Here is a 12615-nt window from a genome sequence, read left to right as displayed (position 1 = left end):
TAAATTAACGAATTACTTGTTCGCATAATAACACGTAAAAATATGAAAAATTACTGCCAGCGATAGACAGTTTGTTACCTTATTGTAAATAAAAAATCAGTCTACTTCACTCGCTAAAGATAAACTGATTTCTTATTTTGCTACGATGATTCAGAAAAACTAATAACAATAAATTACTTTTAAACGTTCAATTAGCGGTAAGTCACCTTCGCTCAGCGACCCTAACATCAACCAATCAACCAATAGCTTACTGAGATCTATCTCACTGCCCGATTGCATGTGTTGTTGCATCAACTGTACTTGAACCTTCATGCGTTGGGCTGCTAACTCTACTGGCGAATCACTTTTGGCCACTATTTCAATTTCTAAGGTCTTATCAAAACGGCTAGACTCTTCAGCTTGCTTCGTTAACTTCACATGCTCTTGGAAACGCTTTTGCCAAAAACTGCTTAGGTCACTAAAATCAGCAGAGGTTTTTAAGACTTCAACATCATGGCTATGAGTGGCTTGACGTGACATTAATACAAATAACTTTGACCAAGCTTGTTGTTCTTTCACTTGCAGGTTACTTTGCATTAACAGCTGAACTTGTTTAATTATTTGTTCAACACCTACCACCAAGGCTCTAATTACAGGTTTACAGGCAATCACATCGTTATGTAACACTTCTGCTTGTTGTAAAATTTCTTGCAGTGCTTGGTTATCATTTTGCTCACTTATTACGCTAAATGATTCAGTGATTACCGTCAGTTGTTGTTCGAAGGCCTGTTGCTGATTTGATAATGCCGCTTGTTGCTCTGATTTTAATGCTTTTCTTTTAGCAAATAACTCATCGTTTACTTGACGGAATTGTTGCCACAGTTGACTTTCTTGATGATTGCCAGCAAAGCCAACACAACGCCACGTTTGTTGTAGTTTTTTAGCTGATTCAATGGCAACAAGCACATCTTCACTAACAAGTAGCGTTTGCGCTGTAACTATCAGTGCTTTTTTCTCTGTAGCGTTAGCGGCATGAAAGTCACTTATCGCCAATTTTATCGGTGATATCGCATCTTTAAATTGCTGTTGTAATTTTTTATACTGGTTACGGTCAACATCACCCGCGTTATTCCATAACTGTTGTAAGGTATTCAACTTACCGTCTACTTTCTTAAAATCGACAGTTTGGCTCGCCTGTGTCTCACTTAATTCAACGACAAGAAGTTCTGCTTTTTTCAATATTTGTTGGCGTTGCGCTAAATGTTGTTCACGTATTTTATCTTGCTCAGCGTAGAATAAACGACATGGCGCAAAAGCTTGCTCACAAAGCTGATTAAACTCTTCGTTTAACTGTTTATCAATATCTTCATCCGCATGACCTAAAGAGTTCCACGTACTGCGGTACTCTTTAACTTTTCCCGCTTGCTCATTAGGGTTATCAAGTGGAGTATTGACCAACGCTTGCACGGCTTTTAATAAATTTTGTTTACGTGGCGTGGCTATATAATGTTCCCAGTCACTAAGCTCAATCATTTTTTCGCTAATTTGTTCAAAGTCTCGCTGCAATTGTTGCTGTTGATGTGGCGATAACTGCTCAATACTGTCTTTAACACCTTTGAATAAACCAAAACAAACTTTGTATTTACCATGGTTTAGAAGGCGCTTTATATCTTGTATTTTTTTCTTATGTTGAAAAAACAAATCTTTTTGCTGACTTTGTAATGACTTTAAACCAACTTGCCAAGTACTGACAATTTGTTTTTGCGCCTGTACAATTGATTCAGGAAGAATACCGGAAGTTTTTTGTTCAATAACACGCCATGCTTTTAACCAATCATTATAGGTTTGTTGGCGGGTATTTAGCTCTACTAATGATTTAGGCAAGGTAAGTTGTGAAATTTTTGAGATTAAATTCGTTGCCTGGCTCACCGATTCCGCTATCACTGGGATTTGAGTTAGACGCTGAGCTAATTGCTGAACTTGGTTGATAAAGGCCTGTTGCTCATTAGCGTTCAATACTGACGCGTTAATGTCTTTGGTCAGCTGATCTAACAGCCCTTTAAAGTGTGCTTCATCAACAATATCACTTGAAAATACTGCCGTTGTTAATGCTTGGGTGATTAAGTTTAATTGCCCGGTAAATTCTTTTTTATCTTGTTGTTTATCATGCGCTAACTTGTCGGCAATTATTTGCTGTTGATAGTTTTCAGCCTTGGCAATAAATAACTTGTCCAAATGAGTCATTATACTCTGGTACTTATCATTTAAAGCCGTTAGTTCATCAGCGTTAAACACCTCGAATTCCGCTTCAAGTGATTGCCATTGTTGAATCAATATCGCTTTACGCTTTTTATAGTCGCCATAATCTGAAACGTCTTTTAGCGCTTGTAATTTCGCTAAAATAAGTTGCAGCTGTTTGCTTAATTTTTGCGGTTTTTCAATCGCTGCTTGCATAGCGACAAGTTTCTCTTGAATGTGCTGAGCAATGCTTTCATTACACGCTTTTTTGCTCAGCTTTTCTAAAACTTTGGCATCAACAACTTGGTCAAGTAAGTAACGTTGAAAATCAGGCTGCTGCTTTTGGCTAAAACTATGTGCTAACAAATGCGTTGAGGTTTTACGGGCACTAATTTGTTGATACAGCGCTATCATCATATCGCTGTCTTGCTCATGTGCTAGCCAAGCTTCTAATAAGGCGGTGCCGAATATCGAGTTTTGCGCGTTTCTAGCAAGTAAACCTTGTTTGAGTTCAACCGATAAGACTAGTTTGTGATCCGTAGCTAGTATGTCATGGACTTGTTTGGCGGCAAATTGCTTTACTTTATTTTGTGAGTTTTCATGACTGGCTGCTAGATAACAGTCAAAAGAGGCGACTCTAATTAAGGCTGCACGACGGACTAAATCACTGACATCATCTTTGATAATATCCGTTAAAATGACTCGTTGTTCAGTGTTATCGGGTGATAATTCGGTATTAATAGCCGTGATGCGTAAGGTAACGTCTTTATTTTTCCAGTTTACTTTTTTTTTAAATAGGGTTGAGAAAATCATAATGTCGTTGGCTTCAATTTGATTATATTCAATTGGGGGTATTACACGTGACTAATAACGTTTATTTATAGTTCGTTGTTACTGAAATATGCGATATCCGCTTGGGTCGGTTTAGTGCAACTTTTTATTACGTCTTCCGGCTTAGCACCAGAAAATTCCGCCTTGAGTTGGCGTTTGTTTTTTTCGACTATATGGCCATCTGCACCAATGGTCAGCATTTGATCATTATCAAAATGCCTTGCTTGATAAGCCATACTTAATTGTAAGGCAGTAGCGCGTTGTGCTTTGTCCACAACCGTACCTTCAGGCCACTTGCCTGTTTCGGCGGCACAGTTCAGGCGAAGATACATGTCGTTTGACATGGCGTCTATGGTGTTAAGTAAATCCATCAGAATTCCGAGATATAAGTAGTTTTAATAGTAATTGATTAAGTAGTTTTGTCGTAATAGACTAGCTAGCTTTGCGCTTGGTAAAGAGCAACATACCGCGAATGATAATATACATAACAAAGCCGATAAAGGTGCTGACCATGGCTAGAGTATGCTGCCAACCGCCTGGCTGAACATCATCCCAAAACATAAAGAGAAAACCGCCACAAAATAACAACATGGCGATAAAAGAGTAATTCATTAGACGTTGGGTTTTATTAATTAAATTAACGTGGTTAATACCTGCAATCTTCTCAGAGTCCAGTTCAGATAAATCAAGGTTACAATGATTACAGGTTTTTGCTTTATCAGATATTTTTTTCGAACAACCCGGACAATTAATAACGGCCATTTAATTACTCATGCAATGATATAAAACGATAACTGGAAATGCCTACCGCTTGAATCTTCAATTATGAGGATAAGCTGAGGACATTCACCAGAACTCTACTTAGTATACCTGACCTATTTTGCGATTTCACTACACAGAGTATGTTTATAACGCACTCTAGGTGTGAGTAAATCACTCACAAATAACAGTGTTATACCAATCCGTATAAGAAAGTGATCACTTAGCGAGAATTTAAAGGCTTAGAGGCAAGGCATTGATTGCAGAGAATGGTTATTCCCTTATCAAAATCAATAATGTAGCATGTAAGCCTTTAAAACTCGCCCTTCGGGAATGCATGGACACCATGATAACTTCACAAAATTTGTTTAATGTAGAATAACTATATCTTCACATATTTTATTTGTTCTAATGTCGCCCATGTCATTCTAAGTGGGCACTTCTTTATGCGGAATGGTATTAACTATGAATCGGCTTTGACGGCGTTTTAATTGAAAACAATACTGCATAAACCACCGGGATAAAGCCTAAAGTAAACACGGTGGAGAACAATAAACCGCCAATAATCGCAATAGCCATTGGCTCCCAGAATGCACCACCGCCAAGGTATAACGGAATTAAACCAAAGATAGTGGTTGTTGTCGTTAACACTATGGGTCTTAGCCTTTGTTGCGCGGCATGTATAATTGCTTGACCGGGCTCATCGGGTGTCGCATCAAGTTCTATTTGAATGCGCTCTAACAAGACAATTGCGTTGTTAATAACGATACCGGCTAGCGAAATAATACCCAGTAAGGTCATAAAACCGAAGAACGATTGACCCACTAACAAACCACTGGTAACACCGATAAGGCCAAGAGGTATGGTCAACAAGATGATAAAAGCTTTTCTAACTGAGTTAAACTGCGCAATAAGCAATAACAAAATGATAAAACCAGCAATGGGTAACTTATCACCAATTGACTTATTCGCTTTGCCAGACGTTTCAAATTCACCACCAAATTCGTAGCTATACGTTAACGGCCAGTTTTTTTGCTGTGCTTCAAGCCATGGCTGTAATTCAGTAAAAGCTTGGTTAGCGGTAATGCTGTTATCTATTTGCCCACCGATAGTGACCGTTTTTAAACGATCACGTCGAAGAATCTTTGCCGACTGCCATACCACGTTAATATCGGCAACTTGTGTCAGGGGCACTGATGCCCCTGTTGCCTGAGAATATACTGCCAGTGCCTGTAATTTCTGCAAATCTTGGCGATCGCCTGCTTTTGAGCGCATAGTAATTGGGATAACAATATCCCCTTCCCTATATTGGCTTAACTCTAAACCCGACAGACCTGTTTGTAGTGACATAGCAATATCTTTACTCGATACACCGGCACGACGGGCACGGGTTTGGTCAATATTAACTTGCAGCTTTTTAATCGGCATACCCCAATTATCACTAATTGATTTTACACCTTTCACTTGGGCCATACGCTGCTTAACTTGATCAACAATCTTGAATAATTCTACTGAATCACTGCCGTTGATTCTGATTTCCACTGGGTTTTCGATGGGTGCGCCATTTTCAATTTTACGCAGCTTAACCAATAAATCGGGGAAATTATCAAAACTATAACGTTCAAGCTTGCCCATGACTTCATCCAGTAGTTCATTACTGGTTAAATTAATCACCATCAAGGCATAATTACTGCTAGTCGGTTTAGGGTTATGGGTTAGTAAGAATCTTGGCCCGCCATTACCAATATAAGTAACCCAGTTAGTTACCCCGGTGTCTTTATCTTGGTTAATTTGCAGCTCATCACGAATAAATCCTTCGACCTGCTTAGTTACCCGCTCTGTCGCGAGCAAAGAAGTACCAATAGGCATCTCCAGTTCCATTTTGAAAAAAGCACGGTCTGAGGGTGGGAAAAATAACTTAGGAATAAATGACAATCCCCATACAGCCGTAATGAAAAGGCCTAAGGTCACTAATAAGGTTAACCAACGAAAACGTAGTAAGTTATGTAAAATAGCGCGATAGCCAACAAAAAAAGCACTATCAAACAGGTTGGTGGTCTTTTTCACCTTCATAAATTGAACACACAGCATAGGTATTAAGGTCATGGATAAAACCCACGAGCACATTAAGGTAATGCTGACCACTTTAAAGAGTGATGCAGTGTACTCACCGGTCGCAGACTCCGCCAAAAATATCGGTAAGAAAGCAGCCGCGGTGGTTAAAGAAGATGTCAATAAAGGGACTTTCAATTCATTGGCCGAAACAACCGCAGCATCAATGGCCTTTTTGCCTTTTTCCATCGACACCATAATGCTTTCAGACATAACGATACCGTTATCTACCAGCATACCTAAGGCAATGATCAATGCGGCTAATGATATTTGATCAATACCTATGTTAAAGAATGACATGATTAAAATGCCAAAGACCATACTGACTGGTATTAACACGGCAACGATTAACCCCGTTCTAAATCCTAAGCTAAATAACATCACTAACGTTACGATAATGACTGCTTGGATTAAGTTATTAGAGAAATCATCGACTTTCTTTTCTACATCAATAGGTAAAAAAGACACCGCCTCAAAATTAACGTCGATAGGATAGGTTTTATTAAGAGTAGCGATAAGTTCATTCACTTGCTGGCCAAGTAAGATGTTGTTACCACCTTGGCGCATAGCAATGGCTAGCGATAAGCCTTCATGGCCAGAAAGACTGACTTTACTTTTCATCGGGTCAACATAACTGCGCTTAACGGTGACCAAATCGCTTAAATATAATAACCGTTCGCTACCAGGGATCTGAATAATCGCTCTTTTAATTTCTTCGATATTTTCAAAGTTACCACTGGGCTCTAACGATATTGTTTGATCCGCTAAGATGATACTACCACCCGAAATTACAATATTTCGGTTCGATAATTGTTCACTTAATTGACTGGGTGAAATACCTAAATGTGCAAGGTGGGCGTTATCGTACTCAAGAAAAACATGTTCTTGCTGCTCACCAAATACATCAACTTTCGCCGATTCTGACAGCCTTAGCATGGCATCTTTAGCTTGATCAGCGATTTCTTTCATCTCGCGGTAGCTATAGCCTTCAGCCGTCAGGCCGATCACGATACCATAAACATCACCGAATTCATCATTAACAATAGAAGGAAAACTTTCTGGGGGCAGTTCACTTTGCGCGGCATTAATTTTACGGCGCAAATTGTCCCAAATCGGGCGTAAATCACGATAACTTTCTTTGATCATGACACTAATGATGGAAATACCGGTGCGCGATTCGCTTTTAACGTAGTCTAATTCAGGTATTTCTTGAATGACACGTTCTAATTTGTCGGTAATTAATAACTCTATACGCTCAGGGCTAGCACCGGGAAACTGGGTAATAACTTGTGCGGTACGAATGATAAAACCAGGATCGTAATCTTTTGGCATGCTTTTATAAGCATTCACGCCAAAAAACATAATAACTAACAGTAGCATGAAGGTTGTGCGGTTATTGGTAATCGCTAATCGAGTGATATTCATTTTAAAATCCTTAAAAGCTACCTTAGTATTTAACTAACATGCCGTCAGTTATCTTACTCATGCCTGCGTTAACTAAGACATCGCCCTTTTTTAAGCCACTATAAACTTCGATACCTTTATGGGTAAAATCTCCGATAATGATGGTTTTCTTTTGCACTTTACCTACACCGGGTTTAACGGCAATAATAGTAAAGACATAATGATTATTTCTATCACTTAATACGGTATTGCTTGGCAAGTAAAAATCAACGGCTTTATCAGGTTCAACGGGGGAATTGATTTTTATGTCCGCTTTTACCTTGGCAGTCATGCCGGGCAAAATGACAAATTCTTTCGGTGCTGGCATGGTGAAAAGCACTTCATAGGTTTTGGTATATTCATCAGCAATGGTGGAAACTTCCGAAAATTCAAGTGGAAATTCATAACCTTGTAAAGCACTAAACGTTGCAGTCACTTTACCTAATACAGCATCTTTTCTTAAATGCATCATGATACTTTCAGGAATATTTACTTTAAGTACCACTTTACTAAGATCATGCAAGCGAAGGATTGGCTCTTTCGCAGTAATTTCTTGATAAAGATCTTTGTAGACTTTAGCGATCATGCCATTAAATGAAGCCTTAATTTCGGTATATGCCAGATTGTTTTTAGCCGTTTGTAATTGCGCACTAGTGGCAGAGGCATTAGCTTTTAGCTGATCAAATTCGGACTGAGAAATAAACTTAGTTTTAATTAATTTCTTTGCTCTGTTAAAGTCTGCTTCAGCTTTGTCAAAATTAGCTTGCGTGGTAATTAAACTCAGTTTTAGGTCGGTATCATCAAGTTTCACTAAGACATCGCCTTTTGATACTTTATCACCTTGCTTTACATAAAATTTAGCTAACTCCCCAGATAATTTAAAGGATAAGTCGGCTTTACTCACGACATCAACAACCGCAGGGAATTCCAATGAACGGGCAACATTCGCTGAAGTTATTATGGTGGTGCGAACGGGGCGTAATAAGGGTTCTTCATCGACAATCACTTGCTCTTGCTGACACGCAGACAGGTTAACTAACACAATGATGACACTGCAAAACATCAAGCGAGTTGAGGGGGAGGTTTTCATATCGCATACTTCCTTGGCCTATGGGCTTATATTTTTTAAGTAAGTGAACTGATACTGACTTTTTGAAAATGAATTAACATGAAGCTTTAGTGGTTTTAATTTTTTTCATATTTATCGGCGCGTATCTCTACTAAACGGTCAACAAATTTTTCTGCCCACATATCCAATAGCTCTTTAACGACTTTCATGTTATCTGCACCTGAATTAGCAATGGTTGTATCAACATACTTGGTACTGATTGCGGCAAGAATTCTTTCTCGACGTATACCTTTTAAAAATTCGATTTCAACGGAAACCTTAGTGGTAACATCACTTTTATCGGTTATTTGTAAATAGGCAAAGTTACCTGCGTTAATGACCAAACGAAATGGAATAAAATCTAGTGGCATTAATTCAGGGTCATCAAATTTAACGCCAGAAAAGGCACCTTGAATGGTGATAGTGCGCGGGCCAATGAGCTTGACTATTTTGTAGTTGTTGGCAATTAACCTATCGCTCATTTGTTGATGAAAGTACTGAGAAAGTTCGGCTAAATCTTCAGGGGTAAAATTGGCTTCAGGTCCTGGAGTTACCCACATTTCAAAAGGGACTAGGTTAATTCTCTCCATATCTGCCAACATGTCGATAGTGAAATTTTCACTACGATATACCTTGGTGTAGTCTGGATCGTAAACATCTTCAAAATCTTCATAGTTTTTTAAAAAACCAGACTGTTGTTGATCGGTAATATTCATACAACCACTTAGCAATAAAGTCGCCACTAAAGCGCTCATAAACGCGGGAATATTTTTGTATACTTTAAATAACATAACTAACCTAGATAAATGAATTATTTGCGGCACTATAATGATAGAATTCAGCGACTCTAGCTATACATATTGTGCCAATTACTGTGCCAAATAGGACATTCTAGTCATATAGCCTGTGAATAAAGAAAATACGATAAAAAATAAGCAACAAACGCCAACCATCAAATCAATACTGAGTACCGCATAGAGAATTTATGAGTCAAACAACCCTTGCCACTATTCCTCGACTAATCGGCCAAGTACTGGCTATTTATGATGTAAATGCCGAAGCTGTTTTTAGCAAAGCAGACATTGATATCACTCTTGATGGTCAAAACCGTGTTGCTATGGAGAAAATGGCCGTTTTATGGAAATTGGCGGTAGAAGAGACAAAGAATAATGAATTGGGTTTGGTGGCTGCATCCCTATTTCAGCCAGCCTATTTAAAAAGTATAGGGTTGGCTTGGCTTGCCAGTGCAAATTTAGAACAGGGTTTAAGACGCTTTATTGCCAGCAGTCAACTAATCAGTACCGCCATGCAAATTGAGTTAATTGAACGTGATGGTGAAAACGGCAAGGAATTGTTAATACAATACCAAAAACGTCTGTCAGCTGATGATAAAATAAAAACCCATCATTGTGCTATTGAACTAGGCATTGGTTTTTTCCTAAAAATGTTTCGTTTGGCGGCGGGGAAAAACATTCCTGCTACGGGCGTTTATTTTACTTTTGCTATTGATGACCATAACCAAGCCTATGAAGAGTATTTTCAATGCCCCGTTTTTGGCAGCCAAGCAGTTAATGGTATTTCCTTCTCTAAGGAACTGCTAATCGAGACGCTGCCTACGCACGATGCTGAATTGGTTGAAATGAATGAAATGGTTATTAACAAGCATCTAGCCTCATTGGAAAACGGTGGCACTAGCGCACAAGTCATCAAAATAATTAATGAACTACTGCCTTTAGGTTGCCCAACCGAAGAAACTTTAGCTTTTAAGCTTCACATGAGTAAACGCACCTTACAGCGCAAGTTGAGTGTTGAGAAGCAATCATTCTTAACGCTGCTTACCTCAGTACGCCTAATGTTAGCAAAACAAAAACTGGCGATAAAAACCACTTCAATTACCGAAATCACCTACCAATTGGGTTACAGTTCACCAAGCACTTTTGCCCGTGCCTTTAAAAAACACACCGGCGTTTCTCCAGTCGAATATCGCTCTCAACTCGGGCAAGATTACTAATTAACCTCAACTCTGGATAAGCAAAGTTACTCAAAAAGCTATTTTAGGCGATATCAGCGTTGGTATTCCTACCAATAACCAGTTATTGGTACGTAATACCGCCTTGTTTTCACCAAAACTATCAATATTGAGACGAATAAATAAACTTATAGCAAAGGTGTTTATGCTATGTGATTGATAATAAATAAGTACTTAATAAAATTAACATTCATTATCCAGAGTTGAGGTTAATTAAAAGTTACCCCTACGTTATTCATAAAAATCTAATTGCCTAAAGTCATCGGCCCGGCTCAGTTAAACCGAACAACCTTAAGCTGACAGTATTGAATGCGAATACCAACGTCATCATTCAATAAACATAAAAAAGCCGCTCAATAAAATGAGCGGCTTTTTAGTATGACGTTTTAGACAAACGACTTACATTAACACTATGATTTAACCGGTAGTATCTTTGTTAGTTCCGTTGTTGTCGGTAGTAGCATCTTCGTTAACCGCTTTACTCACTTGCGGATTCTCTTTAGCAAAGCGTTCTTCCCAGAAATCAGCATTAGTAATGCCTAATTTTTTAGGGTCAAAAGTAAACTTGGTCACACCGGCTTTTTGTTGTTCTTCATAATCTTTCAGTGCTTTTATCGCAGGTTTTGCCATAAAGAAGATAATAAGAATACCAATGATATTAAGCCATGCCATCAAACCAACACCAATATCACCCATGCCCCAAGCAGCACTTGGTTGTGCGACTGTGCCATAGAATACCGCTGACATAAGAATGACCTTTAACACAAATCTTAATGCTGGGATTTTAATGGTTCTGTTGATGTACGAAACATTGTTTTCGGCAATAAAGTAATAAGCCAGTATGGTAGTAAAAGCAAAGAAAAATAACGCTATGGCGATAAAAGGTTTACCGAAACCGGTTAACACGCTATCAACAGCAATTTGAGTGAATGCCGGGCCGCTAATTACTACATCGGCCGCGAGGTGTTGCACGATAAAAGTACTGCTGCCTTCAGGTATAACATTGTAAGACTGAGTAATTAAAATCATCAAAGCGGTCGCGGTACAAACAAATAAGGTATCAATATAAACCGAGAAGGCTTGTACTAAACCTTGCTGTGCTGGATGCTCAACTTCTGCAGCTGCAGCAGCATGAGGTCCTGTACCTTGACCAGCTTCATTTGAATAAACACCACGTTTAACGCCCCAACCAATAGCAGCACCAAACCCCGCCATAGGCGTGAAGGCATCGGTGATTATTGACATGAAAACACTCGGTAAAATATCAATGTGCATACCAATAATCACACAAGCAATAATGATATATGCTAACGCCATAAAGGGCACAACAACTTGAGTAAAGTTGGCGATACGTTTAACACCACCAAAAATAATAAAACCTAGGATTAAAACAATAAAGGTCGCCGCATACACTTTAGTTAAGGCTATCTCACCCATAAATGAAGTGACTGTACCGCCGTTGCCAAAGACATTAACTAATGCATCACCAATACCATTGGACTGAACAACAGGTAATAACACACCACAGGCGACGATAGTTGAAATGGCAAATATCCACGCATACCATTTTTGCCCCATGGCTTTTTCAATATAATACGCTGGACCACCACGGTAGACACCGTCTTCTTCTTCTTTATAAATTTGCGCGTTAGTTGATTCAATGTAAGCGGTAGCTGCACCAAAAAAGGCCACAACCCACATCCAAAAAACCGCACCGGGACCACCAAAACCAATGGCAGCGGCAACACCAGCAATATTACCGGTACCAACACGACCCGATAAAGACACGGCTAGTGCTTGAAAGGATGAAATGCCCTTCTCTGAGCTTTTACCCGAAAGCAACAAACGAATCATTTCTTTAAATTGACGTACTTGGACAAAGCGGGTGATTATTGAGAAAAATAAACCGGTACCTAAGCACAAGTATATAAGCGCGGGGCTCCAAATGATGGCATTGATACTATTGACAAGTTCTTGCACAGTTAACTCCTACTGTTTTTATTTTTGTTATCGTTATTGTTTTTATAGTAAACATTTTAAATAGCGTTTAGCTTAAAGCTGTAAAGTTCAATTAACAGGAAATGCACGGAGTTGACGCATGTCAATGAGTACATTA

Annotated in this window: 8 protein-coding genes; 1 reads left to right on the top strand and 7 read right to left on the bottom strand. The window is 38.9% G+C overall.

Going from position 1 to position 12615, the window contains the following annotated elements; genetic code table 11:
* Positions 1–159: 159 nt before the first annotated feature.
* The 6 genes from F580_RS0112615 to F580_RS0112590 all read right to left on the bottom strand — a co-directional run bounded on the left by F580_RS0112615 (position 160) and on the right by F580_RS0112590 (position 9261).
* Positions 160–3030 carry a DUF349 domain-containing protein gene (locus F580_RS0112615; RefSeq protein ID WP_019028096.1) on the bottom strand — a complete coding sequence of 957 codons (2871 nt, stop codon included), beginning with the start codon at positions 3028–3030 and terminating at the stop codon, positions 160–162.
* A 65-nt stretch (positions 3031–3095) separates the two neighbouring features.
* Complete coding sequence (locus F580_RS0112610; RefSeq protein WP_019028095.1) at positions 3096–3419, bottom strand: YeaC family protein; 324 nt, start codon at positions 3417–3419, stop codon at positions 3096–3098.
* Positions 3420–3480: 61 nt separating this feature from the next.
* Complete coding sequence (locus F580_RS0112605) at positions 3481–3810, bottom strand: hypothetical protein (protein WP_019028094.1); 330 nt, start codon at positions 3808–3810, stop codon at positions 3481–3483.
* Between the two features lie 456 nt (positions 3811–4266).
* Positions 4267–7344: an efflux RND transporter permease subunit gene (locus F580_RS0112600; protein WP_019028093.1), complete on the bottom strand. Its 3078-nt coding sequence runs from the start codon at positions 7342–7344 to the stop codon at positions 4267–4269.
* Positions 7345–7366: 22 nt separating this feature from the next.
* The gene (locus tag F580_RS0112595) at positions 7367–8452 is read right to left on the bottom strand and encodes an efflux RND transporter periplasmic adaptor subunit (protein ID WP_019028092.1); all 1086 of its coding nucleotides are present in this window, start codon (positions 8450–8452) and stop codon (positions 7367–7369) included.
* Positions 8453–8547: 95 nt separating this feature from the next.
* The gene (locus tag F580_RS0112590; protein WP_019028091.1) at positions 8548–9261 is read right to left on the bottom strand and encodes a DUF3313 domain-containing protein; all 714 of its coding nucleotides are present in this window, start codon (positions 9259–9261) and stop codon (positions 8548–8550) included.
* A 194-nt stretch (positions 9262–9455) separates the two neighbouring features.
* Here F580_RS0112590 and F580_RS0112585 point away from each other — a divergent pair, with 194 nt between their 5' ends.
* Entirely contained in the window at positions 9456–10481 is a 1026-nt protein-coding gene (locus F580_RS0112585) for an AraC family transcriptional regulator (protein WP_019028090.1), read from the top strand.
* Between the two features lie 435 nt (positions 10482–10916).
* Here the strand turns inward: F580_RS0112585 and F580_RS0112580 are convergent, their stop codons facing one another.
* A complete protein-coding gene (locus F580_RS0112580; protein WP_019028089.1) occupies positions 10917–12479 on the bottom strand; it encodes an alanine/glycine:cation symporter family protein in 1563 nt (520 codons plus the stop codon).
* Between the last annotated feature and the right edge of the window lie 136 nt (positions 12480–12615).

Origin of the sequence: Colwellia piezophila ATCC BAA-637 (genome assembly GCF_000378625.1) — a bacterium.
GTDB lineage: Bacteria > Pseudomonadota > Gammaproteobacteria > Enterobacterales > Alteromonadaceae > Colwellia > Colwellia piezophila.
This window is presented reverse-complemented; position numbering and strand designations above follow the sequence as displayed.

Coding starts and splice junctions, on each gene's coding strand:
- F580_RS0112615 (WP_019028096.1), bottom strand. CDS start 3,030: ATGATTTTCTCAACCCTATTTAAAAAAAAAGTAAACTGGAAAAATAAA.
- F580_RS0112610 (WP_019028095.1), bottom strand. CDS start 3,419: ATGGATTTACTTAACACCATAGACGCCATGTCAAACGACATGTATCTT.
- F580_RS0112605 (WP_019028094.1), bottom strand. CDS start 3,810: ATGGCCGTTATTAATTGTCCGGGTTGTTCGAAAAAAATATCTGATAAA.
- F580_RS0112600 (WP_019028093.1), bottom strand. CDS start 7,344: ATGAATATCACTCGATTAGCGATTACCAATAACCGCACAACCTTCATG.
- F580_RS0112595 (WP_019028092.1), bottom strand. CDS start 8,452: ATGAAAACCTCCCCCTCAACTCGCTTGATGTTTTGCAGTGTCATCATT.
- F580_RS0112590 (WP_019028091.1), bottom strand. CDS start 9,261: ATGTTATTTAAAGTATACAAAAATATTCCCGCGTTTATGAGCGCTTTA.
- F580_RS0112585 (WP_019028090.1), top strand. CDS start 9,456: ATGAGTCAAACAACCCTTGCCACTATTCCTCGACTAATCGGCCAAGTA.